This is a genomic window from Paenibacillus sp. BSR1-1, assembly GCF_030403775.1.
Taxonomy (GTDB): Bacteria; Bacillota; Bacilli; order Bacillales; family Cytobacillaceae; genus Neobacillus.
Genome location: NZ_JAQMWQ010000022.1, coordinates 73,629 through 99,082, shown reverse-complemented (window position 1 = coordinate 99,082; position 25,454 = coordinate 73,629). Strand labels below are relative to the sequence as shown.

Here is a 25,454-nt window from a genome sequence, read left to right as displayed (position 1 = left end):
TTGTTTGTTTAGTTTTCAAAGAACAATTTCATCATCGCTCAAAAGCGACTTTATTATCATAACAAGTTATCAACTCGAAGTCAACAACTTTTTATTTTTCTTTCATCGCCTCGCTGACGACTTTTCATATATTACAGGAGATTTTTATATTGGTCAATACTTTTTCTAAAAAAAATTAAAAAATGATATTTTTCCCCTTAATCATCAATAAAGCAAACAATCCTCAGCAGTTGGTGCCATGATCTCCACTAAAAAAACTACCCACTGCCATATAAAACGCAGTGGGTTCAATTAGTGCTTTCTATTATATACTTAAATTTACCCGTTTCTATTTTTTTATCATCCTTTTAACAGGAACATCACTTAAGACACCGAGCATACCTTCTTCAACCGGCTGCAAATGGCTTCGCCAACCTCAACCGTTGAGGACGTGCCGCCGATATCTGGAGTCTTGATTCCCTCATTCGTTACCTCTTCTACTACATCCAAAAGCTTTTGACCCAGCTCACGCTCCCCCAAATGGTCAAGCATCATTTTAGCGGTCCACACCTGCCCGATTGGATTGGCAATGCCCTTGCCATAAATGTCCGGCGCAGAACCATGCACAGGCTCGAACATAGACGGATACTTTCCATTTAAATTAATATTCGCAGCAGGCGCAATTCCGATACTTCCCATGATCGCCCCGCCAATATCAGTTAAAATATCACCGAATAGATTACTGGCCACAATCACATCAAAAATCTGCGGACGGCTCACGAAAAAGGCAGCTAACGCATCAATATGATAGGTTGCTGTTTGAATATCTGTATAATCCGCCTTTACATCATTAAAGACCTCATCCCAAAACGGCATCGAGTGGACAATACCGTTCGACTTCGTCGCGGATGTAACATGGCCCCTTCTTTGTTTAGCCAGCTCAAACGCATAGCGCATCGCACGCTCTGTACCTTTTCTAGTGAAAACAGCATTTTGGATGGCAACCTCATCATACCCGCGGTGAATCCTGCCGCCCACTTCACTATATTCACCCTCACTATTTTCCCTGACGACAATTAAATCAAAGTCATTAGGATTAACGAGCGGCGATTTCAAACCTTTAAAAAATTTAGCCGGACGAATATTGATTGATTGTTCAAATTCTCGGCGAATCTTAATCAAAAGCCCCCATAACGAAACATGATCCGGAACCAGCTGAGGGTTTCCAATCGCCCCTAGAAAAATCGCATTAAAGTTTTTTAAGATATCCAAACCGTCTTCCGGCATCATTTTTCCATGTTCCAGGTAGTAGTCACAGCTCCAAGGAAACTCTTTGTACTCAAATTTTAAACCGCCATGAATGTCAGCCACTGTATCTAAAACCTTTGTGGCAACAGGAACAACTTCCTTGCCAATCCCATCTCCCGGAATGACAGCAATCTCTAGTTTCTTCATAATATACCTACTTCCTTATTGGCATTTTTATAAAAATTTTCTTACTTGGCAATCTCTTGTGTATACAAATCTTGACCGTGTGTTCAGCCAACGACTAGCAGGCCTCTCAGCAAAGTCTGGCAACGGTTTCAATAATTTAATCGGCATGGACGATTCGCAATACTCATTTCTCTTCTATTGTTCAATGATTTGAATCAAATTGGATAGATCCTCTTGAGTATGCTCTTTTAATCTATCAGATGCTTTTTTAGGGTCTCTTTCTTTTATAGCAAGGTAAATGTCCGTATGTCCTTTTAAAATCGTCTTCAACCGGCCATCCCCTTGGATATTCAAGACACGATAATAATAAATGAGGCTGTTCAAATCCTCCACAAGCTTCATTAGTCTTGCATTCCCGCTGTATAGGATAATGAGTTCATGAAAACGGGCATTACACGCTACAATAGTCTCAGTATTACCTTCTTGGATAGCTTCCGCTGTTTGCTCTAATATTTTTCCGAGCTCCTGCAGCTGTTCGTCAGTTCCTCGCTCCGCTGTCAGTTCCACAGCTTTAGACTCCAGAGAAATCCGGCATTCATAAATATCGCGCACATCCTGCAAATTGGGTTTGTAGACGGATATTTGGGACTTTTCGTCCATTACCAGCAATCCTTCAATTATCAACCCCCGAATCGCTTCTCGAACGGGACTCCGGCTGATTTGATATTGTTTAGCAATCTGGGCCTCATAAAGCCGATCCCCAGGTTTGTAAACACCACTAAAGATGCTTTGCTTTATGGACTGCTGAATTTGTTGATAATATGGCAATGGCTTTTGCAATGGACTGTCAAACATTTGTATACCTCTTCTCCATTTTTAGTTACTTTATGGTCAATTCTTAGTCGTTATATTTGTCATTGTGTCGGCTGTCGACAGGATACACCTTTATTATATGTTAAGTTTTTAGACACTTCAAATTATAAATTCATTTCCAAATGACATTTTTAATCTGTGGGCATGCCCAGAAGTTTCGGACTGGGTTTTGTCTATTTTTTTTGTGGTTTTGTCTATTTTTTGGGGTGGTTTGTCTATTTTTTCGAGTCGTTTGTCTATTTTTTTGGGGGGGTTGTCTATTTTTTTCGATGGTTTGTCCATTTAGCCAAAAAGTGGAAAATTCAGATCGCCAGTTTGGATTGCCGAACATATGCTTTGGACAAATTTTATGGTGCATTGGACATTTTTAAGGGCACATTGGACATTTTTTTCAGTGCGTTGGACAATTTCTGGACCACATTGGACAATTTTTCGAACAGTTTGGACATTTAACCAAAAAATGAAAAAAACAAGCGCTCCCATAAAGGAAGCACTTGTCCACAATTTTTAGGATTTACTCAATTCAATTACCGCATATAGCTTCAATGCTTCGTATTCTTCAGGCGTTAACCTGCTCATAACCGTTGATTGAATTTCCGACTTTACTTCAGGAGTTAATCCTCCCTTAGCTTTATCTGCAAAGCCCATTAGTTCGCTCATCGTGAATTTCGTTAATAAAAACTTCATGACTTCATCTCTTGAAGAGAACTTTAATTTCGAACTCGCGGTTGGTTTTTCGGTCTCAGTGGATTTCTTGCTAGTCTTACTTCCTCCCTCGTTACCAGCAGCAGCAGAGCTAGAGGCAGAAGCAACTAGCGGAGTATTCGCCATCGACACCACTGAATACTTATCAAGGATTCGTTGCTTTTTTTCAGAGCCCACTTCATCCTCAATGAATTGCTGAACGGATGGATCTGTTAATAGTGCTTGGATCTCTTGTTTCGGTACTTGATGAGAAATTTCTTTGACCACTTTTTCGGAGGCAAGGTCCATCCCAATTTGATAGCCAAAAAAGCCAATTACAGCAAGTAGAACGACAGGCAGCCCAAGCTTGACTCGTTTCTTCTTCCAAAAAGGCGTGACAGGGAAACGGTGATTGGATCCAACCTTTTTATAATATTGTCCGTCCTCATCCTTATAATAGCGAATTCCAAAAAGCTTCATAGGTGTTCTAGTTTCTTTCATTTTCATCTTCTGCATGACGAGTACCCCTTAAAAAAATTAAATCTGAACCCATTAATTTTCTTGTTATTTACAAAAAAAGTCAACAATAAAATGATGAACTTTTAAAACCGAATTGAATTGTATATAATAAACGTATAATAAAAAAAGAGAAGTGCGCTAACACTTCTCTTTTGCAACCTCTACCGTCAGGGTGGTGGTTGTCATGTTAAGTTATTTACTTTGAGAACCACCCTTTTGCTTGCGACGGCGCGGGGTGGTTTTCTTGTACTCTAAAACGGTTTTCCGAAAGAAATAGGCACAAACTTCACGCAAAATTCCCTTCAGAGCTTCTCGTAAGATTTCAAGAAATATATCCAGTATTATCACCTCCTTCCCTAATGCCGGAAAAGAAGAGGACAACCTGGCCACCCTCACAATATTCAGTTGCAACTCCATTCTAACACTTTCTTTTAAAATAAAACTCTATCAATCTTCGACAAAATCCGAGGAGGACAGCACGGGAATCAATCGCCGTGTTTATGTTTCCCGTTGCCCTTCCCTTTCTCTTTCTCTTTCTCTTGCTGTTTCCATTCCTTCTGTTGATTTTTCATTTCCTCTTTTTGCTTTTTCTCTTCATCCTTCTCTGGCTTTTCCTCTTTCTTAGGAATGATTGGAACTTCCGCAGAACTTACACCATTGATATACAATTCATTATTCGCTCGGTAAACACTGCTCGGCTGTTTAAAATTGGATGCGTCCGTACCGAAAGCTTGCATCATCGCTTTAAACATGAGCTGCGAGATTTTCGTCGTAGTGCCGCTCATATAGTTCCCCTCGCCGTTTTGCGCATAACCCGTCCAGACAGCCATGGTGTATTGCGGGGTGTATCCAGCGAACCAGCTGTCATTTGTCGCAGAACTTGGGTATCCATACTTAGCCCTCGTTTTTGCATCAAAATTGGTGGTACCTGTTTTACCGGCAACATCCAGTCCGGGAACATTGGCTGATTTCCCTGTTCCTTCATTAACGACTGAGCGCATCATATCCGTCACCATATAGGCCGTATAGTCATGCATCACTCGTTTTTCTTTTCCCGCAAAACTAACAACTGTCTCATCCGGAAAAACAACTTTTTGGACAAAATGCGGTTTATTGTAAACACCATTATTGCCAAAAGCACTGTAGGCACCTGCCATCTCTAATGGACTTACAGTATTACCACCAATCGAATAGGATTCATAAACTTGGTTATTTTTAAAAGTAATGCCGAGATTTTCTGCAAAGCTCTTTGACTTATCCATCCCAACCGCTCTCATGGTCAGCAGCGCTGGGATATTGTAAGAGTTTGCTAATGCCGAACGTATGGTCAGCACACCATGATACCCGTGATCCCAGTTGGAAATAGACTGGCCGGTTTCATAGGTCGTCGGCTGGTCATCAATCAAATGGGCAGTCGACCACTTTAAGTTTTCAATCGCCGGGCCGTAATCAAAAATTGGCTTAAAGGAAGACCCAGGCTGACGGTTGATATCAACAGCAAAGTTGTTGCCAAGGAATGACGCTTTATAATCATTCCGCCCGCTGCCAATCGCCCTGATTTCCCCGGTTTTCGTATCTAAAAAAACAAAAGCTCCCTGAAATTTCGCATCCGGATAGGCGATGACTTCATTGGTATTCATCATTTTGTCAGCATAATTCTGTGCTTTTGGATCGAGGGTTGTATAAATCGACAAGCCATCCTCGCTGATGTTGACATCCTTCAGTTTACCCTTTACCTCTTTCACCGCCGCATCCAAAAAGGCTTCATACGGCATGCTTTGCTGCTCGCTTTTAGGTACCAGTCCCTCTGTTACAGGAACTTTTTCTGCATCCTTCATTTGCGCTTCCGTAATATATCCATCTCGAAGCATCGAACTTAGGACAATGTGACGGCGCTTCGTGGCCGATTCTTTGTTTTCTGGTTTAGTCGGATCATAATTATTCGGACTTTGCGGCAGACCAGCTAACATCGCTGCCTGTGCCAGTGTCATTTTTTTCAAATCATTAGCTTCTAGTCCATAATAATTCTTCGCGGCCGCCGCTACTCCATAAGAACGGTTTCCAAGATAAATTTTGTTCAAATACATCATTAAAATGTCGTGCTTGGAGTATTCTTTTTCCAACTGATACGCCAGGTCCCATTCCTGCACTTTTCGCTTCAAAGTTTTCTCTGGAGACAAAAAGGAGTTTTTAATGACCTGCTGGGTAATCGTACTCCCCCCCTGGGATCCGAAATCCCCGGTTACGTTTACGAAAATGGCCTTGGCCGTCCGTTTGAGGTCAATTCCATGATGTTCGTAAAAATGGGAATCCTCCGTAGCAATAAACGCTTGTTCCAGCATTTTGGGCACTTGTTCATATGAAATTTTCGTCCGCTTTTCCTTCCCGTATTCATAAAGGAAGTTTCCGTCCTTATCATAAAACTTCGTGGAAAGCGGATCGACCAGCTTCGAGGCATCTAATTTTGGTGTCCCCTTAACCATTGAAGCGAATGTGATCGCTCCTGCTCCTGTTGAAACAAGGCCCAGCACCAAACAGACAATAATTACTTTTTTCCATAAAGATCCCTTTTTCAACAAGGATCCTCTTTTCGGTGTTTCGTTACTTCTTTGATTATTTTGTTTTGCTTTTTCCGCTTGTTTTCGCTCTTCACGAGATTGATAGTTTTCTTCTGACATTCTTCTTCTCTCCCATGTTTAGTTACTCAAAGTTGATTCATCCAGTATTTGGATGTCATTTTACGTGGAGCTATTTATATACATTCGAAGGGTAGATGATTTTTATGGGTGAGGTTTTAAAAAAATTGGATTGGACATTTTTGAGGAGGGTTTGGACAATTTCGGGGTGGGTTTGGACATTTTTTCGTGGGTATTGGACAATTTCAGGGTGCCTTTGGACATTTTTTTATCCACTTTGGACTTTCAGACAAAAAATGGAAGATAAAAACCATAAATCCCGGCACCCGAATCGGCCTACTGTGCATTCTTATAAACAATGGAAAATCGTTTCTCCCCCGCCCATTTTTCTCCTTTATAATCGATCTTAATGGCTGCCGTATAATCGCCTTCCATCTCAATATTGGCTTTCCCGGCGTAGACTCCATCCCCGATTTCCTGCAGCTTCATGGAAAGATCGCCATGACTCATCCCTTGCATTTTCAATACGGCGCTAACCTTTGCACCTTCAACAGGTTTCCCTTCAAGGTCCAGGATTTTCAATTCAATGGGAGAAGCCTGCCCAGGTGTAAACGATTTTGGCGTAGAGAGCTTTATCTGAAAGTTATTTGAACTGCATCCTGAGATCAAAACCAATACAATACTAAAAACAACGACAATAAATTTGTTCATTACATCACAACCTTTCAGGTCATTATAACACAACACCAGAACGTCCCCTTGGCTTATATTTATCTTAATTTGATTGATTTGGCTTATACAGATAATGTGCTTGTTATGGACAGAAAGGTAAAACTTTTCATTGATGTGTCTGGTATGACAGTCAGAGATCCTCGATATGATGAATCTTTCAAAGGATGAATTTCCATATTTTAATGAAGGCCTATATAAGTTTTTCTAAAAATAGAAAAACGCCATAAAAGGCGCTCAAGTTAATCTTTTTTATCATTATTATCGTCAATCCCATCATTACCCTTGTCCAACCCGGTCATATTATTTACGACTTTGAATATTAAGTCTAGTCCCTGGTCCATTGCATGGATGGATTCCTCTTTTTCTTCTTGCTCCCTATCTTTCTCTTTCCCTTCCATCTTTTGTCACCTCCTAAAAGTAGGATTCGTAGTAGACCAAAAAATATTCAGGTTCCTAATGAATAGCGGAGGTCGAAGGCTTTTTCTAAACAAAAAGAGAAGTGCTCCACCACTTCTCTGTGCAAATATTTAAAAGTTTAACCTTATTGCAGGAATGATTTCAGTGAAAATCTCATAGATGATGCCGCCTAATAGGACAATCGCGGGTATGACGAGAAGGCCGAAAAAAACATAAGCGTATATCCGCCTGATAGGTATGCGATCGACCCAATTTGTTACCAAATGGACCGACATCGCTAAAAGAAGACCCCCCAATAGGAAAAGAAGCGAGAACAAAGTGATTCCTAATGAAGCTTGTGGTCCAAACAATTCATTACCTGGATTGGATAAAAAGAAGGGAATTCCGAAAATACATAGAGTCATCGCTCCATAAATCAACCCTTTACGTGCCCAGCCGTTGGGCAGGTAATGGTGAATAAACGTATAGATGATACTGTTAGCCAAAGTAAAACCGAGACCTAATATGACTAAGAAAAAAGTTCCTTGGAAGGTAAATCCACTGGCCAAGTGAGGGAATACAACCGCGATCATTTTCATTACAAGGCGTAATAATAGACCAGCAAGAATTCCGGTAATAACCGCAGAAAAAAAGCCAATCCCTAGATTCCTTGCGATTCGGGCAAACCGTGTTGAAGGTGAAGCGAATACCGATGTTTTTGCATTGGTCTCACGTTCGATAGGATATTCCCCCTTTTCCTGTTTAACATCATATAAATTATATTAAACGTTAAACAGGAAAATTCCTCCAGTACTTCAAAGGGGCCGTTTTCAGCGCTGGCATACAAAGGGATTGATTAGGTTCGGAGGTATCTCCCCCTGCACTCCCTTGACCAGGTTCTCAGCAGCCAGCTGCGCCATTTTCAATCGAGTTTCATGGGTGGCCGATCCAATATGCGGTAAAGTCACCACATTATCCATCGACAGCAGCGGATGATCCGCTTGAACAGGCTCCTGCTCAAAAACATCGAGTCCTGCCGCCAGGATATCCCGATTTTGCAGTGCCCGAACCATGGCCTCTTCATCTACCGTCGCACCCCGCGAGCCATTCACAAAAATAGCCGATTTCTTCATTAACTTAAATTCCTCTTCACCAATCAGCTTCACGGTCTCCGGAGTCAGCGGGGTCATAAGGCAAACAAAATCCGATTCCCGCAACAATTCCTCGAGGGTGCAATACGTTGCCTGAAAGGTTTGCTCCGCTTCAAGATTACGGGAGCGATTATGATACAAAATTGGCATATCAAATCCAAAATGAGCTCTTTTGGCAATGGCCATTCCGACTCCGCCCATTCCAATGATGCCTAGCTTTTTATGGTGCACATCGACTCCAAACAGATTCTCACCATCTGTTGGTGACCATTTACCTTCCTTCACATACTGATTCAATTCCGGCATTCGTCTGGCGGTGGCCAGCATCAGCCCAAAAATCGTATCTGCAACGGTATCATTTAAAACGCCTGGAGTATTGGTAGCCATGACGCCTCGACTGGTTATGGCAGGAATATCAAAGTTGTCATAGCCAACAGAAACATTACTCACAATTTTTAACTGAGGAGCATGTTCCAAAAACTCTTGATCTACCTTTAAACGGGACCCCAGAATTCCCTTGGCATCCTTTAACTCTTGGTAAAAACTATCATATGTATCTTCATTCAACTCTTCAAAATAAACGACCTCACACGCTTCCCGGATATATTCCAAAACTGTGGAATAGAGTTTCTTATAAACAATAACCTTTGGTTTCATAGGCAGCCTCACTTTCCTCTCTTTCATGATATATCTATTGTAATAGTGTCGACCCCTAATTCACCAATAAAATACCTATCGAAACCAAAAGGATACATTGCCATGTACTACTTGATCGTCCCCATTCCGCTAATTGTTACATGTACCTTGACGTTCACATCAGCTTTCGCAAACGCTTTTCCCCATTGATTCTGGACTTTTATCCACTCTGGGTACTTATAAGCTCTTGCATAGATCCCAAATCCGTAAGGGTCAATCCCCTTAGTTTGCGTTTTTTTTATTAAGCGCTCAAAATCCGTTTGCATTTTCTTTTCCATGCTCTTTTGCAATTTCGCTGCATCGCTCCGTACATTGAATGGAAAAAGCCGTTCTGTAATGGCAACTCTCATTTTTACGTCTGTGTCAAAAATAAAATGATTGTCATACCTTACCCTTGTTTTTACCTTGATTCTTGGTGTACTAAAGCTGATCCAATGATCATGTCCATTCGAATCCAAAGGCACGGAAATGGTAAATGGGAAATCCCCTTTTGTTTTATGCTGCAGGATACGTAATAATTTGTTTTCATTTGGTGTTATGCTTAACTTATATTTGCTCTGTTCATCAAGCAGTGCAGTTCCAGTCAACATGATTTTGTGGTCTTTTTTCAATTCGGTAATGCTTGCTGTTATCCCTTTTTCCGTCGTTTGCTCATGAAATTCTTGAAGAGTCGTTTTTATGGTCACATTTCTTCTGTAGGCTGTATCCACTAAATTGGCTAAATACAAAGGGAGACGCGGCTTGTCTTTGGGTCTAAAAAAAATGACGTCCGAAACAGGACCATCTACAGCGACAACTCTTGTTGTAACCGTATTTTTGGGGTCCCGATAAAAAGGATCGATGTAATCAATCCAATTTTTTTGTTTCAACAGTTTTTTCCCGACTAAGAGTAATTGCGTTTTGCTTCCAGATGTTAAAGCCATTACGGTCGTATCAAATAGCTCCCTGGAATCTCGAATTGAAACAGCCTTCACTTCGACTTTCTCCTCTTTTACCTTTGCTTCTTTGTTAAACACCGGACTTGACATAAACACCAATAAATTGCCATCCTCATCCAAGTCTAATCCTAGTATAAGTGACAATGTGACATCTTCAATATACATTTGATCCGCGCATCCGGTCATCATCATAGCCACAAGCGATAGGCAAAGCAGTGTCTTCCTTTTCAATGGCTTACCCTCCGACGGAACTTTTCATATATCCAGCTATAAACCCATAAAAAGGGCGGGGCAACGAATGCCAATAATAGCCCGCCTTTGACCACCTTCTTCTGCCACCCTTCCGAATCAATCCAAGTTGGATCGAGCCAAAATACCACTCCAATAATGATCAATAATAAAATAATCACGTAATTGCTGTGATCCTGTTTTCCAAGTAATTGACTAGAACAAAACGCAGCAAAGAATACGCAAGGAATCCAGGCTGTGGAAACAACAATCAGATAAACAGCCAGTAAAACCATGTCAAAACGCTCCAAAAAACGAAATTCAATGAGTTTAAGTAAATTCAGGACAGGCTGATTGAATTCAATAATCCCATCAGGGCTAAAATAGGCAAAGCAGACAACCGTTACAAATAAATAAAACAACATCGTTAGGGTATTCGCAATCGTAATTCCGAGTACCGCATGCTGCTTTTTTTGTAAAAAGGGGTACAAGAAGAACGCTACTTCAAATCCTAAAAAGGAAAAAACTGTGGTCGGGACAGCAGATAAAACCGGTCGCCACCCTTCTTTAAGCAAAGGAAGAAAGTGAAGCCAATTTCCATCCTTTAGCGGTATCAAAAAAAACAAAGGAATCCAAATGACCATATAAAAAGATAGTTCCGAGTACCTACCTAAAACACGTAACCCATTGCGGGCTACAAAAAAAGTCGGAATCGAAAATAATAGCAAAATGATATAATCAGGGGTTTTAGGCAGAAACCATGCCTTGATATAGAGACAGGCATTTACAAGAATGGTCCACGCGTAAAATGCAAAGTACACTATGTAAACCGAGATGAGCGCTTTCCCCAGTATTTTTCCGAAAAAACGTATTAGAATTTCGTAAAGGGTGTCCTCAGGGTATTTTGCACCTGTTTTCACTAAAAAAATGCTGGCAGCGACCGAGGATAACCAGCCAATTATGATAGCGATCCAACCGTCGCTTCCAGCTTTTTCAGCAAGTATGCGCGGTAGGGATAGAACCCCGGTACCTACCTGCGTTCCATTAATCAAAAAAATATACTGCATGAGAGTGATTTCATTATAGGCATATTTCTTCATCGTTTCACCTTTTTGTGCGATTTCGCCCTTGTCGAATAGTCGGAATTGCCCCGGTTCCTTTTGGGCGGCTTTTCATTGTCCATAAAGGAAAGCGCAGAAATGCATCCTTCATATCGGCAAATCGGAATGGAGCCAGCGGAGTTCCATAGGGTGTGCCTAATGATTCAAGACTAACCAGGTGGGCAACTATGGTCATCCAGCCTACCACAAGCCCTACAACTCCAAACATGGCGGCGGATAGCATCATTGGAAATCTTAACAGTCTAATGGACGAACTCCTATCATAATTAGGGATGTTATAAGAAGCGATGGCTGTAACGGCAACGACAATGATCATAATGTTGCTGACAATTCCCACAGCAACAGCCGCCTGCCCAATAATAATGCCTCCCACAATACCAATGGTTTCGAAACCAAAGGGACGGTTCTCATTTTATGAAACCGCATTGCCATGTACTACTTAATCGTCCCCATCCCGCCAATAGTTACATGTACCTTGACGTTCACATCAGCCTTCGAAAAGGCTTTTCCCCATTGATTTTGGACTTTTTTCCACTCTGGGTACGTATAAGCTCTTGCATAGATTCCAAATCCGAAAGGGTCAATCCCCGTGGTTTGCGTTTTCTTTATTAAGCGCTCAAAATCCGCTTGCATTTTCTTTTCAATACTCTTTTGCAGTTTCGCTGCATCTCTCCGTACATTGAATGGAAAAAGCCGTTCTGTAATGATAACTCTCATTTTTACGTCTGTGTTAAAAATAAAATGATTGTCATACCTTACCCTTGTTTTCGTCTTGATGCTCGGAGTACTAAAGCTGATCCAATGATCATGTCCATTCGATTCCATAGGGACTGAAATGGTAAATGGGAAATCCCCTTTTGTTTTATGCTGCAGGATACGTAATAATTTGTTTTCATTTGGTGTTATGCTTAACTTATATTTGCTCTGTTCATCAAGCAGTGCAGTTCCAGTCAACATGATTTTGTGGTCTTTTTTCATTTCGGTAATGCTTGCTGTTATCCCTTTTTCCGTCGTTTGCTCATGAAATTCTTGAAGAGTCGTTTTTATGGTCACATTTCTTCTGTAGGCTGTATCGACTAAATTGGCTAAATACAAAGGGAGACGCGGCTTGTCTTTGGGCCTAAAAAAAATGACATCCGAAACAGGACCATCTACGGCGACAACTCTTGTTGTAACCGTATTTTTGGGGTCCCGATAAAAAGGATCGATGTAATCAATCCAATTTTTTCGTTTTAACAGCTTTTTCCCGACTAAGAGTAATTGCGTTTTGCTACCTGATGTTAAAGCCATTACGGTCTGATCAAACAGTTCCCTGGAATCTCGAATTGAAACAGCCTTCACTTCGACTTTCTCCTCTTTTACCTTTGCTTCTTTGTTAAATACCGGACTTGACATATACACCAATAAATGGTCATCCTGATCTAAGTCTAAACCGAGTATAAGTGACAGACTGACATCTTCAACAAACATTTGGTCCGCGCATCCGGTCATCATCATGGCCACAAGCGATAGGCAAAGCAGTGTCTTCCTTTTCAATGGCTTACCCTCCGACGGAACTTTTCATATATCCAGCTATAAACCCATAAGAATGGCGGGGCAACGAATGCCAATCCCAGCCCGCCTTTGACCACCATCTTCTGCCACCCTTCTGAATCATTCCAAGTAGGATCGAGCCAAAATACCATTCCAATTATGATCAATAATAAAATAATCACGTAATTACTGTGATCCTGTTTTCCAAGCAATTGACTAAAGCAAAACGGAGCAAGGTATACGTAAGGAATCCAGGCTGTGGAAACAACAATCAGATATACAGCCAATAAAACCATGTCAAAACGCTCCAAAAAACGAAATTCAATGAGTTTCAGTAAATTCAGTACAGGTTGATTAAATTCAATAATCCCATCGGGGCTAAAGTAAGCATAGCAGACAAACGTCACAAATACATAAAACAATATTGTTAACGTGTTTGCAATCGTAATTCCGAGCACTGCATGCTGCTTTTTTTGTAAAAAGGGGTAAAAGAAGAACGCTACTTCAAACCCCAAAAAGGAAGTAACAGTGGTCGGTACAGCAGATAAAACCGGCCGCCACCCTTCTTTAAGCAAAGGAAGAAAATGGAGCCAATTTCCATCCTTTAGCGGTATCAATAAAAACAAAGGAATCCAAATTACCATATAAAAAGATAGTTCCGAGTACCTGCCTAAAACGCGTAATCCGTTGCGGGCAATAACAAAAGTCGGAATCGAAAATAATAGTAAAACGATATACTCAGGGGTTTTAGGCAGAAACCATGCCTTAATATAGAGACAGGCATTTACAAGAATGGTCCAAGCGGAAAATGCAAAGTACACCATATAAACCGAGATGAGCACTTTCCCCAGTATTTTTCCGAAAAAACGTATTAGAATTTCGTAAAGGGTGTCCTCAGGGTATTTTGCAGCCGCTTTAACTAAAAAAATGCTGGCAGAGACTGAGCACAACCAGCCAATTATGATAGCGATCCAACCATCGGTTCCAGCTTTTTCAGCAAGTATGCGCGGGAGGGATAGAACACCGGTCCCTACCTGCGCTCCATTAATTAAAAAAATATACTGCATGACCGTGATTTCATTAAAGGCATATTTCTTCATCGTTTCACCTTTTAGTGCGATTTCGCCCTTGTCGAATAGTAGGAATAGCTCCAGTGCCTTTGGGGCGGCTTTTCATTGTCCATAAAGGAAAGCGCAAAAACGCATCCTTCATATCAGCAAATCGGAAAGGAGCCAGCGGGGTTCCATAAGGTGTGCCTAATGATTCAAGACTTACAAGGTGGCCAACTATGGTCATCCAGCCTATCACAATCCCTACAACACCAAACATAGCGGCTGCTAACATCATTGGAAATCTTAACAGTCTAATGGCTGAACTCATATCATAATTAGGGATGTTATAAGAAGCGATGGCTGTAACGGCAACGACGATGATCATAATGTTGCTGACAATTCCTACCGCAACAGCAGCCTGGCCAATGATAATGCCCCCCACAATGCCGATGGTCTGACCAATTGGAGTCGGCAGCCTTAAGGCAGCTTCCCTCATCAATTCCAAAATCGTCTCCATAATCACCGCTTCCAGCACAGGCGCGAATGGAACTTGTATCCTTGATTCAGCAATCGAAAGTAAAAGCTCCATCGGGATGACTTCAAAATTATAGGAAATAAACGCCACATAGCTGGCGGGAAAAAATAAGGTAATGATAAAGGCTAAAAAACGGCTTACTCGGATAAAGGTAGAAAGTAACCAACGAGTTCCGTAATCATCCACAGCCTGAAAAAAAGACATAAAATTTGTCGGGGCAATCAATACGCTCGGAGAACGGTCCAAAACTATCACGAATCTTCCCTGCAGAATGTGGGATACTGCTGTATCAGGTCTTTCGGTCAACATAATTTGCGGGAAGGGTGAATAAGGATTATCTTCAATAAATTCGATCAGTTCACCCGTATTAATGATCGCGTCCACGGTAATATTTTGGATCCGTGTTTCCAATTCTCTCAGCACGTCATCAGAAGCGACATCTCTCAAATATAAAAGGGATACCTTTGTTTTTCCTCGTAAACCGATTGTCATTTCTTTCAACATTAATTCGTGGTGGGGAATATACCTGCGAATTAATGCGATATTTTGTGTCCCTGTTTCCACAAACCCTTGATGAGCACCTTTAAGCGATATTTCGTTTTGAGGGTCACTAACTTCTCTTTGCGGCCATCCTTTTGTATCTAATCGATACCCGGTGTTTTGTCCATTTATCAATAAAACGCTATCTCCACCTAGAATGGCACTTTCGACCTGGCCCCACGTTTCGACGACCTCGACATCCCCTATTGTAATGGGCAGTTCCTTATCAAGTTCGAAAGAGCTGCTCATCAATGGCTTCAGAACATGATTTTGAATGGCATCTTTGTTCGTCAATCCAGGCAAATAAACCAATGCGGCATCAGTTTTACTAGCGTTAATTGAAAAGCAACGTATCACTAAATCAGGTGCCTGAGAAAATACCTGTTGGAGTATCTCTGTATTCTGGGATAAATCAGAGTCCAGGACATCATCTGCGCTCATTTTTTTCTGAAGATTAGAATGGGTGCTTACTTGTTTGTGCAGAAATGAGCGCTTGCCTTTTGAGGGCTTCAGAAAATCAAACATCCACTCCGTCCCTTTCTCAATCGTTGTAAGATTTTGTTTTTAGTATGCATTCATATAGGAAAAATATTCTAATCCCATTCAAACAGCTGACAAAAAAGACCTCCGCGTCACCGCAAAAGGTCTGTTTTTCTTTATATTTAATTTCAATCAAAGGAACCCATAGTTTGCAGCAATTCATTGGATTGCGGAGATACATAAATCGTCCGGCTTGGGAAGGCAACTTCTACTCCTTCTTCCTCTAAAATCCCCATGATTTCTAAGTTAATTTCATGCTTGATTTTAACGTGCTCTGCCCATACAGTCGTATTCGTGAAAAAGTAAACCAGAACATCGAGACTGCTTTCATTATAATGATCGAAGGCTGCCATAATCGTATCCGGATGGATCTCATCATGCGTCCGCAGCATTTGATCAATCCGGTAAACCACGCGCTTAATTTGGTCTTTAGTAGTTTGATAGTTAAGTCCCAAGTGGAACGTGATCCGCCTTTTCCCCATCCGGCTCCAATTGGTAATAGCCTCATTCGCAAGTGTTGCGTTTGGAACGGTCACCAATGCCTGACTAAAGGTTCGAATTTTCGTACTTCGGAAATTAATATCTTCGACGATCCCCTCAACGCTGGGAGTCAGAATCCAATCGCCAATGGAAAAAGGCTTTTCTGTAACAATGACAATCCCGCCAATGAGATTCCCTACCGCCTCTTTTGCTGCTAAAGCAAAGGCCAGACCCCCTAGTCCGAGACCAGCGACCAACCCATTAACATCATAATCAAACTCTTGACCGATAATGCTGATACTGATGGCAATCAGGATGACCCGGATGGTCCTTGAAAAAAACGGAATCAGAATGGAATCAATCTTATTGGTTAATTTTTCATTTAAACTGATTAAAATCCCTGAAGTAGGAGAGGTCAAATTAAACAATCCCCAAGTAATTAAAACAATGACCATGGAACGCAAAAGTTTTAAAAATAAGGCATTCTGTTGTTCGATAAACGGAAAATAGTCCATGGCCAGGTACAAACCAAAAATAATGAAAAACCAGCCTAAAGGACGTTCAAAAGCCAAACATATTTGGGTAAAAAAATCCGTTGGCGTCTTCCTCGTCAATTTTAAAATCAACTGAAACACATACTTGGTAAAAATGTTTCGAAAAAGAATAAATAAAAGCACAATCCCTATAGAAATCCCTAAATTTTTTAACACGTCATAGTCGATATGAAATGAACCTAAAGACATTCCTTAAATACCTTCCCTCTTCTCACCGATGTTTTGTTAAAACACCGGCTTTTTAAACCTCTAAATAATAACTTGTTTAAAACGATATTTGAATGCAACAAAAGACTCAAAACGGTGAAGATTTTAAAGAAAGGGCTTCCATCTATCTATTCACACTTCACCGCTTTAAACATTTAACTAAATAGACTAAATTTATTGATTTTTAGAAATATTTAATCTAACATATTAAAATATTAAAAAATTTTTTTTTGTGGAGGGTTTACTTTGGGAGTCATCGAGAAAATCAGCAGCTTTGCCGGGAAAACATTTACGTTATGGGTTTTGATTTTTGCCGTCATTGCTTATTCTTTTCCTGAACACTTTGTGGGACTGGGAGGTTATATTGTTCCTTTACTAGGGATCGTTATGTTCGGAATGGGCCTAACACTTGAATTATCGGATTTTAAAGAAGTATTTAGAAGGCCAAAAGAAGTAGCCCTTGGAGTCATCGGTCACTTTATCATTATGCCGCTGCTTGCCTTTTTACTGGCAGTCGGACTTGATTTACCGAAGGAAGTCGCGGTCGGAGTCATTTTAGTAGGATGCTGCCCAAGCGGTACAGCTTCGAATGTAATGGTGTTCCTGGCAAGAGGAAATGTGGCGCTCGCCGTTGCCATTGCCTCTGTTTCTACGATTCTTGCACCAATCGTTACACCATTGCTCATTCTTCTGTTCGCAAGCAAATGGGTGGATGTCAGCGTGTCATCATTATTCCTTTCGATTGTACAAGTGGTCATTGTGCCATTGGCACTTGGCTTTATCATTAAAAAGTTTTTTGGAAAACAGGCACAGGCTGGAGCAAAAGCAATGCCGCTAGTTTCCGTTATCGCGATTGTGTTAATTGTATCTGCTGTTGTTGCCGGCAGTGCGGCTAAAATTGCCGAAACGGGCCTGCTAATTTTTGGAGTGGTAATCCTTCATAATCTGCTTGGATTCTTAATCGGCTTCTTCTTTGCCCGTATATGCGGAATGGACTTGGCCAAACAAAAGGCTGTTGCCATGGAAGTCGGCATGCAGAATTCCGGATTGGGAGTGGCCATCGCCACTGCACATTTCTCGCCATTAGCGGCAGTACCAAGCGCCATTTTCAGCGTTTGGCATAATATTTCTGGTTCCCTTCTCGCTAATATTTTTAGCCGGATGAAGGACAAACGTCAACCAGATCAAAAGCATGACATGGCAGTGTAGATAAAGAGAATCTTTTAAAACCATTCTGTTAAAACAGGGTGGTTTTTTCTTTGCCGGGCATTAGTAGGGCCACTCCCCTAGTTACCGTTGAAGCGAAATTTTCCTCCACTCGGGCATTAGGAGCCTTTCCTAATTACTGTTGTAGCGAATTTTTCTTCCTCATGGGAATTAAGAGCCCTCCCTATTTACCGTTGGACCGCATTTTTCCTCCGCTCGGGCATTAGGAGCCTTTCCTAATTACTGTTGTAGCGAATTTTCCTTCCTCATGGGAATTAGGAGCGCTCCATAATTACCGTTGGATCGAATTTTTCTCCCGCTCGGGCATTAGGAGCCCTCCATATTTACTTGGAGAATTCGAAACTTCTCTTTATAACCTGTAAAAATATATAAATGGGTAATAGGACGGTTCAGGAGCTGTGAAAAAGTCTCTTTAAAACAAAAATAAAACACAGGATTTCATTCCACCCAGTAACACCCGCGTACCATTTCCTTCATCTCTACATATCCTGCTTTTTTATACATGTTGATGGCGATCGGATTGTTGGCGTATAAATAGCTTACGGTATGAAGGGTTTTATCATTAAACTCCGTGATAAAGTTGATTAATTGGGCTCCGTAGCCTTTCCCTCTTTTATCACTTTTTGTGAAAACATCATTGATTCTTGAAATATCGCCCTGTTTGTACAAAGACGCTATACATACCAAAGCATCAGCCTCATATCCGCCAAAAAGGTAAAAGTCTTTGTTTCCTATAGCCTTCATTAACGATTTATACCCCCACTCGCTCAGCTCCTGACCAAAGTGGCTTAATTCCTGTTCATCTGATAAGTGGAGTCTTCTAATATCTATCGTTCTAGCCCGATCGATTAATTTTTTGTTTTTTTGAACATAGAAACTTAGCTCTTCAATCTGTTTTAAAAACCCGTTCTCTTCTAAAAACAGCCCCACATTATTTTTACTTCTAGTAAACGTATAGACACGCGGAATAATCGCCATCTCCCGATAAAAATCGATTATTTCATTGATGGCCAAATTCCAATCACCATCAAAATCTTCCTTAATATATGCATGATTACTATCATAAGATAATGGATTATCTTGGTCATAAAAGATTCGGCCATAAGGCTTTTCTACAACCTTTGCCTGCAATTCCGCAAAATGATTCTCAAATTGGATGATTTTATCGATTAACAATTTTTTATCCTCCCACACTTCAATGACAGCAACTCCATGATAACCGCCTTTCAGGTTGAAAGCCAAGGGCCAACTGGCCTTTTAAACCTATACCACTGCAAGCAGAGAATGTAGATTAAAACGATATCAATCACGTCTCCGCCATAATACATGAGCATACTTCCCATTTCTGCTTGTGCTTTTGCTACTCCCAATGGAGGGTGGGCATATATGTATTTTGATAAGATTCCATGATTTGCGAATGAAAAGAACAAAACAATCGTACGGTAAATAAAATTTGTCCTATGTGGGGTTGGGTCAATCGAAATGAAAGCTGCTGTAAACAGATAGCCTGCAAGGAATACATGTACATGTATGAAAAAATAAAGAACAATATTGTGGTGCATCGCAGAATATAAGTCTGTGGTATAAAGGATCCATAATCCTCCCACATTGAATAGAGAAGCGAATATGGGGTCACTAAGGATCCGTATAGGGTAACTCTTTAGAAATTTTGAAAGCTGCCGTGCTCTTTTTACATGGAGATTTCGCATAACAAGCGTCATTGGTGCAGATAGAACAATGAGAAGCGGAGCAGCCATTCCGAGAAGTAAATGTCCTAACATATGTGCTGAAAAATCTATATGAGCCTGTTCGGCTAAGGAGCCAACAACTGTTACAGCTAGACAAAGAATCCCTACTACCCAAAAGATTGTACGGGACAGCGGCCAGCGTTTGTAATGACGATTAGATATAAAACTAGCAAGAATATACACAACAAATACCAGTAAAAACGCTATTAACAGTATAAGCTCGTAAGCAATTCCATTACCATGATAAACATGTTCATTATGCATGACTGTCTTTACCCCTTAGAGGCTTTGAATCCTTTTGTGTCCTTACAATTAAAATGATGCTAATTATGAGCATCACTACGGCAAGTATGTTCCATATTAAGTCGTAGATCATGACATTTTCGACATAGCGAATCTGGTGAATCCTCATCAGCTTGTGCTGGATGGTTCCATCGTATAACTGGAATCCTCCTCCCCCAAGGAGCATGCCGCCTATCCACCTTTTCAACCAAAAGGCATTTCTACGCCGTAAGTCTGCAAGAAGGAATAGACCTCCGATTGTTGCAAACCAACTTAAAGCATGAAATAAACCATCTGAGACCAAACCAATACCCAATGTGCTTTTGTCATAAAAATGATGCCAATGTAAAATTTGATGAAAAACAGTTTCATCAAAAAAAGCAACTAAACCGATTCCGAAAAAAATACCCGACCATAAATTTCGGGCTAAAAATGAAGGATTTGAATTTGCTTTCATAACCAAGATTGTTCCTCCAACCTTTTATCTAATTTATTACAAATATAACCAATACCACTTATCTTTAAGCAATATTGTTTTTTTAGAAACTCTCTGAAGAAAATGAAAAAAATCCCAAAAATAAGTGGAACCGTTCCCATGGTTTTCCTTATCAAAATAGTAAAAAAGTAGTAGACGATAATAACACCATGTTATATGGACTAATCTTGATTGCATTGGGGTTTATTGTTCTGTTATCTAGAATTAGAAGAAAGAGGCAACATTAAACCTCAAACTTAACAAAAACAAAAAAACACCTTCGACATGTACGATAAACGAGTACATAAATCGGAGGTGTTTTTGATTTGATTTCGTTTTTACATGGATTTGACTACAAAAACCGTTCCGCTGCATTAAGGGCTCTTGCTAATTACAATAGAAGCGAATATTTCCTTTATACGAGTATTAGGAGCTCTTCCTAATTACCATTGAACCGAGAATTTCTTTCTCACGGGCGTTAGGAGCTCCTCTTAATTACCATAGAACCGAATATTTCCTTCACACTGGCATTAGGAGCTCTTCCTAATTACCATAGAAGCGAGAATTTCCTTCTCACGGGCGTTAGGAGCTCCTCCTAATTACCATAGAACCGAATATTTCCTTCACACTGGCATTAGGAGAAACCAGAAGAACATTCCCTATAGTTACTTAGTTCAATATAAGGACAAGCAAACATGATAAGAATGTGATTCCTGCTAATGGAGTCATGACTATTCTCTCTTTTTTGCTTTTTGAAGCCAAATTTCCCAGTGTATTTAATCCCATGAAGATCGTAATCAAGATGACAAAAAGATTGGTTGGCAAATTGAATTCCACTGATAGAACTTTTGTATGCACTAGAAAAATAAATCCAAAAAAGAGTAATAATAATGCAGATGGAAGACCCATGATTCTCATTTTCTTCGGCAGCACCCCCTGGTATTTACCACCCCAGCTATACTCTGCTAACGGCAGCCCTAAAAAGAGCAAGACTTGAAAGATTGCGATGCCGCTCGAAAACACTGCTACAATAATCGCGGCTATTTGAATAGACCTTTCCTCCAAACATGATCCCTTCTTCCCTACGGCCCAACTATGGCCCACCCTCTTTTTTGTGTTATCTTAAACTTATGTAAAGAAAGGTGGAAAAATAATGGATTTCTCTAATAAAACGATAGTCATCACAGGTGCAGGGAATGGAATCGGTAAAGGAATTTGCCTACAATATGCCGAAAAAGGCGCCAATGTCATCTTGGCTGATGTTGATGATATAGCTGGGGCTAATACAGTAGCGGTGATCAAGGAAAGCGGCGGCGAAGCGATATTCGTCCATACAGATGTAAGAATAGAAGCAGATATTATTCGGTTAATGGAAACAGCAACTCAAACCTATGGCCAGATTGATATTTTAATCAATAATGCAGGTAAAGCATTATTCAAGTCCCCTTATGAAACTTCGATTGAAGAATGGGATGATGTCATCCATACCAATTTGAGAAGTGTTTTCTTGGCATCACGGGAAGCAGCCAAATATATGCGGCATAACCAGGATGGCGGATCGATTGTCAATATTGCCTCCACAAGAGCGATCATGTCAGAACCCAACTCAGAATCTTACGCTGCCACTAAAGGTGGAATCCTTGCCATTACCCATGCCCTCGCTGCCTCCTTCAGTGATGACAGGATTACAGTAAATGCGATTTCCCCTGGCTGGATAGAAACAGGCGATTATTCAAAGTTAAGTAAACTGGATCACGAACAGCATTTTTCAAAGCGTGTAGGCAAACCAGAGGATATTGCACGAGCCTGTCTATATTTAACCGCAAAAGAGAATGACTTTGTAACAGGGATTAACCTTGTAATTGATGGTGGAATGACGCGGAAAATGATTTATGAGGAATAGTTGGAGAGATCAAAAAAAAGAGACACTCAGGTCATTCTATGAGTTGTTCTTATTTAACTTAACCCCAAAAGGACGGCTCAAAAGAACCGTCCCCAAGGATCTCTTTCTATTTTCCAACATGGAAAAGCGGATCATAAGGACGAAGATCGGAAGTAAATTGCATTCCGAAGCGTGGATCAGCTACGACGGCAGGATCTAGGACATTATCGCCATCAGGTTTTTTGCCATTTTCCGCCCAATCTACGAGAGCATCAAAGGCACTAATTTGTTCTTTATTGGTAAATTCACAGTGGCCGATACCTCGAATTGCACGGCTAACGAGTAAGTCGGATTTTCCCTTCTCGGCAACATTTTTTGCATAAATTTGTTCCATTGAGAACGGAACATAAAGATCCCCGAGTGTATGAAGGGAAACGGTAGGAACTTTCAAATCTCCTGTTACTTTAGGAATGGCGGCTAAGCCATTATTGTGGCGGCCATTCGGATCATTGGTGATGCGACGAACACTGTCGTTCAGTGCTTTTTCCTCATCGGACAAAGCTGGATCATTGTCTAACTGATATACAGAGTCGGTATTGTTAATTACATTACCCGTTGCTTCCCCGTATGCTGGGTTTGTTGGGATACGCTGGAGGAGGAAATCATCAAACATCTTTTCGAATGAGTATTCGAATAATGGACGATCTCCACCCGAGAGATTCTCCGTTACCTTTTCCAATTTTTCTCCCAATGGGGTCAAAGAATCAAACACAACTGATTTTGTATCAGGATCTTTGACTAAACCATTTCCTAATTGTTGCCGGAGCTCAGAAAGTGTTTTAGTAAAGTATTGATCATCCGCAGGAAACTGTTGATTTTCCTTACTAATTCCAATTAGCGATTGAGCTACAAGGCTGTAATCTGTAAAAAAGTCAAACAGTTCTGAGTCCCCCATAACACCACACATCGGCAGTGCTCCATCCACATCACCATATTGTTCTGCATACACCCCTGTGACGTGTCCACCCATAGAGTGACCCATAATATAGGTCCGAGTAGGATTACCTACTAAATTCCTAAACAATCCATTCAAAGCATGGGTATCTTTTACACCCGATTCAACATCATAGCCATTCGTACTATAGCTGGAAGCGGCCCATGCATATCCGCGCTCAAGAAGTTCTTTTCGGATGGAAGGTTCAGTAACCGTCAACTCTTGGCCTGTGCCACGATATCCGTGCGCATACAATACAAGCTTCCCGTTCCAGTTCTTTGGAACTTCAATCCAATAGCCCGCACCGTTATGTATGCCTTTCAGTATTTTTGTATTCTCAAAACCTGTTAAATGCTTAATTGAATTCAATTGTGTCTCATTAACAAAGAAGTTCTTTTTGTTTTGACCATTACCAATGAAAAATTCAGGCGGTTTTATATCCAATACAGTAGACTGATCTGTTGGTGTAACCTGGTTTGCGAAAACAGAGGAACTGACGGCAGTAAGAGAAAGAGTCGTTGCTAATAAAGCGGTGATAACATTTTTTCTTTTCATTACGGATCCCCCCTTGGATTTGGATTATTTCGAAAATTGAAATAATATTCAATCCAATTATAGGACAAGCTTTTTTTTGTGTATAATTAAAGCTTTCTACATAATTCTTCATAAAAAAGGGATAACGACCTAAAAATTGGGAATTTTCAAACAGGTTTCATTACAACCATGGGGAAGATTGGAGGAAGATTAAAGCAAATTGCCTAGAAGACACTGCCAGAAAACAGGACTGTAGCCATAGCTTTTTGCAACTATTTTTCGAAAAAAATAGATAGCCCCCAAAAGGCTATCCAGCACTGTCATTATTTCCTTAAACTGAGCATTTCCGAGGAAATTCGATATGTAATTTCCCTAATCAAACGTTTGATTAAATCTTCAAAACGCCTTGATAAATAAACATTTCATTGCCTTTTATCAAAAAAACTTGTCGAAAAAACCAATGGTATTTCCCCAAAGAATGATCACCTTTAGCTAAAGTGTCATATTTCCCATTACTCTGCATTGTTTAATCATGATTTTTAACTTTCAAAGGGAAATGCATTTTAAAAGCGAAAAAGAAAATACAGTCGTGGAAATCAAACTGCCTACTGAAAGGATTTTTCTGCATTGATAGGGAACCATGGGGACGGTTCTTGCGGTTTTTTTGAGCCTCAAGAACCGTCCCCATTGCCTTTCCCTGCAACAAAAAAGGCTGCCGCAGCAACCTACCCCTTATTGAACTTAAGCACCCAGTTTGTTTAATGTTTAAGTACATTAATTAGATTGTTAAAATCTTTGCTTATGAAGCGATTTTCAATCTTTGTCAACTATGAGAATACTGCAATTTTACGTGCGATAGATTCTGTTAAACGAGATGCCACTTTGGGAACAGCCCATTTAATAATTGGTGTTAACACCGCACCCGATAGTCCGCCTGCATGGACTTCCACCCTACAAGTCATTGTTGTTTTACCATTAACATCTTCTGAAGTAAAGTGACCGCTTCCTGTAAAATTATCTGATAAACCTTTTAGCACAAACTTAATATTTGAAGGTTCATTCCATTCGGTAATATCTACCTTCGCTTGTATTGTTTTTTTAATACCTTTCACACTACCTTCAAATGTCCAAATAGATTGCTTGTCATTAATAATTTCATGTTCTTTATAGGCTGGTACTGTCGTTGCCCATTTTTCAAGATCACTAACATAATCCCAAACTGCTTGTACATCTACTGGAATTTCTACTGTATGTGTTCCTGTTGCCATTATGATTCCCACTTTCACTACGTATGAATTGTAAATTTATATTTCTACAAAATATAATTATTACATAAAAGACATAAATTTACATCACTAATTACACAGCTTTCCTTCTTCTAATAATCTTATTATTTGAAGAACTGAAATTTACCCCGATTGTCCGAAAAAAGCTAATGATGATTGTTCAACTAAATTGCCCCTTTAGCGGAACAATAAAAGCAA

Annotated in this window: 23 protein-coding genes and 1 pseudogene; 2 read left to right on the top strand and 22 right to left on the bottom strand. The window is 40.4% G+C overall.

Features of this window, described 5'->3' with window-relative positions; genetic code table 11:
- Positions 1-363 precede the first annotated feature (363 nt).
- The 16 genes and pseudogenes from PH210_RS23475 to PH210_RS23400 form a co-directional block, all read right to left on the bottom strand.
- Positions 364-1,434 (bottom strand): tartrate dehydrogenase, encoded by a 1,071-nt coding sequence (locus PH210_RS23475; protein WP_289988805.1) that lies wholly within the window; start codon positions 1,432-1,434, stop codon positions 364-366.
- Positions 1,435-1,608: 174 nt separating this feature from the next.
- Positions 1,609-2,268, bottom strand: coding sequence for a GntR family transcriptional regulator (locus tag PH210_RS23470; RefSeq protein ID WP_289988804.1), 660 nt, complete (start codon positions 2,266-2,268; stop codon positions 1,609-1,611).
- A gap of 525 nt (positions 2,269-2,793) precedes the next feature.
- On the bottom strand, positions 2,794-3,486 hold the full coding sequence (locus PH210_RS23465; RefSeq protein ID WP_289988803.1) for a hypothetical protein: 693 nt from the start codon (positions 3,484-3,486) through the stop codon (positions 2,794-2,796).
- A 195-nt stretch (positions 3,487-3,681) separates the two neighbouring features.
- The gene (locus PH210_RS23460; protein ID WP_289988802.1) at positions 3,682-3,906 is read right to left on the bottom strand and encodes a hypothetical protein; all 225 of its coding nucleotides are present in this window, start codon (positions 3,904-3,906) and stop codon (positions 3,682-3,684) included.
- Positions 3,907-3,974: 68 nt separating this feature from the next.
- Complete coding sequence (locus PH210_RS23455; RefSeq protein ID WP_289988801.1) at positions 3,975-6,167, bottom strand: transglycosylase domain-containing protein; 2,193 nt, start codon at positions 6,165-6,167, stop codon at positions 3,975-3,977.
- Positions 6,168-6,461: 294 nt separating this feature from the next.
- Positions 6,462-6,836 (bottom strand): FixH family protein, encoded by a 375-nt coding sequence (locus PH210_RS23450; RefSeq protein WP_289988800.1) that lies wholly within the window; start codon positions 6,834-6,836, stop codon positions 6,462-6,464.
- A 260-nt stretch (positions 6,837-7,096) separates the two neighbouring features.
- Entirely contained in the window at positions 7,097-7,255 is a 159-nt protein-coding gene (locus tag PH210_RS23445; RefSeq protein WP_289988799.1) for a hypothetical protein, read from the bottom strand.
- Between the two features lie 129 nt (positions 7,256-7,384).
- Complete coding sequence (locus PH210_RS23440; protein ID WP_289988798.1) at positions 7,385-7,852, bottom strand: hypothetical protein; 468 nt, start codon at positions 7,850-7,852, stop codon at positions 7,385-7,387.
- A 231-nt stretch (positions 7,853-8,083) separates the two neighbouring features.
- A complete protein-coding gene (locus PH210_RS23435) occupies positions 8,084-9,061 on the bottom strand; it encodes a 2-hydroxyacid dehydrogenase (protein WP_289988797.1) in 978 nt (325 codons plus the stop codon).
- Between the two features lie 107 nt (positions 9,062-9,168).
- Complete coding sequence (locus tag PH210_RS23430; RefSeq protein WP_289988796.1) at positions 9,169-10,269, bottom strand: Ger(x)C family spore germination protein; 1,101 nt, start codon at positions 10,267-10,269, stop codon at positions 9,169-9,171.
- Positions 10,266-11,366 carry a GerAB/ArcD/ProY family transporter gene (locus tag PH210_RS23425; RefSeq protein WP_289988795.1) on the bottom strand — a complete coding sequence of 367 codons (1,101 nt, stop codon included), beginning with the start codon at positions 11,364-11,366 and terminating at the stop codon, positions 10,266-10,268. The genes PH210_RS23430 and PH210_RS23425 overlap by 4 nt, the downstream gene beginning before the upstream one ends.
- A gap of 4 nt (positions 11,367-11,370) precedes the next feature.
- Positions 11,371-11,787, bottom strand: a pseudogene (locus tag PH210_RS23420) (spore germination protein); the annotation flags it as partial.
- A 35-nt stretch (positions 11,788-11,822) separates the two neighbouring features.
- Positions 11,823-12,923: a Ger(x)C family spore germination protein gene (locus PH210_RS23415; RefSeq protein ID WP_289988794.1), complete on the bottom strand. Its 1,101-nt coding sequence runs from the start codon at positions 12,921-12,923 to the stop codon at positions 11,823-11,825.
- Positions 12,920-14,020, bottom strand: a complete 1,101-nt coding sequence (locus PH210_RS23410; RefSeq protein WP_289988793.1) for a GerAB/ArcD/ProY family transporter — start codon at positions 14,018-14,020, stop codon at positions 12,920-12,922. The genes PH210_RS23415 and PH210_RS23410 overlap by 4 nt, the downstream gene beginning before the upstream one ends.
- Positions 14,021-14,024: 4 nt before the next feature.
- Positions 14,025-15,572: a spore germination protein gene (locus tag PH210_RS23405; RefSeq protein ID WP_289988792.1), complete on the bottom strand. Its 1,548-nt coding sequence runs from the start codon at positions 15,570-15,572 to the stop codon at positions 14,025-14,027.
- A gap of 143 nt (positions 15,573-15,715) precedes the next feature.
- The gene (locus PH210_RS23400; protein WP_289988791.1) at positions 15,716-16,810 is read right to left on the bottom strand and encodes a mechanosensitive ion channel family protein; all 1,095 of its coding nucleotides are present in this window, start codon (positions 16,808-16,810) and stop codon (positions 15,716-15,718) included.
- A gap of 264 nt (positions 16,811-17,074) precedes the next feature.
- On the opposite strand from PH210_RS23400, the gene PH210_RS23395 reads away from it, so the two are divergent.
- Complete coding sequence (locus tag PH210_RS23395) at positions 17,075-18,037, top strand: bile acid:sodium symporter family protein (protein ID WP_289988790.1); 963 nt, start codon at positions 17,075-17,077, stop codon at positions 18,035-18,037.
- Between the two features lie 456 nt (positions 18,038-18,493).
- Here PH210_RS23395 and PH210_RS23390 read toward each other — a convergent pair whose 3' ends face one another.
- The 4 genes from PH210_RS23390 to PH210_RS23375 all read right to left on the bottom strand — a co-directional run bounded on the left by PH210_RS23390 (position 18,494) and on the right by PH210_RS23375 (position 21,625).
- On the bottom strand, positions 18,494-19,231 hold the full coding sequence (locus PH210_RS23390) for a GNAT family N-acetyltransferase (protein WP_289988789.1): 738 nt from the start codon (positions 19,229-19,231) through the stop codon (positions 18,494-18,496).
- 50 nt (positions 19,232-19,281) lie between these two features.
- Positions 19,282-20,067 (bottom strand): cytochrome c oxidase assembly protein, encoded by a 786-nt coding sequence (locus tag PH210_RS23385; RefSeq protein ID WP_289988788.1) that lies wholly within the window; start codon positions 20,065-20,067, stop codon positions 19,282-19,284.
- Positions 20,060-20,542, bottom strand: coding sequence for a DUF2243 domain-containing protein (locus PH210_RS23380; RefSeq protein WP_289988807.1), 483 nt, complete (start codon positions 20,540-20,542; stop codon positions 20,060-20,062). Before PH210_RS23380 ends, PH210_RS23385 begins: the two co-directional genes overlap by 8 nt.
- Before the next feature lie 687 nt (positions 20,543-21,229).
- A complete protein-coding gene (locus PH210_RS23375) occupies positions 21,230-21,625 on the bottom strand; it encodes a hypothetical protein (RefSeq protein ID WP_289988786.1) in 396 nt (131 codons plus the stop codon).
- An 88-nt stretch (positions 21,626-21,713) separates the two neighbouring features.
- Between PH210_RS23375 and PH210_RS23370 the strand changes: the two genes are divergently transcribed.
- Complete coding sequence (locus PH210_RS23370; RefSeq protein ID WP_289988785.1) at positions 21,714-22,463, top strand: SDR family NAD(P)-dependent oxidoreductase; 750 nt, start codon at positions 21,714-21,716, stop codon at positions 22,461-22,463.
- Positions 22,464-22,569: 106 nt separating this feature from the next.
- Here the strand turns inward: PH210_RS23370 and PH210_RS23365 are convergent, their stop codons facing one another.
- Positions 22,570-23,991, bottom strand: coding sequence for an alpha/beta hydrolase family protein (locus tag PH210_RS23365; protein ID WP_289988784.1), 1,422 nt, complete (start codon positions 23,989-23,991; stop codon positions 22,570-22,572).
- An 806-nt stretch (positions 23,992-24,797) separates the two neighbouring features.
- Positions 24,798-25,238, bottom strand: coding sequence for an SRPBCC family protein (locus PH210_RS23360; protein WP_289988783.1), 441 nt, complete (start codon positions 25,236-25,238; stop codon positions 24,798-24,800).
- Positions 25,239-25,454 lie beyond the last annotated feature (216 nt).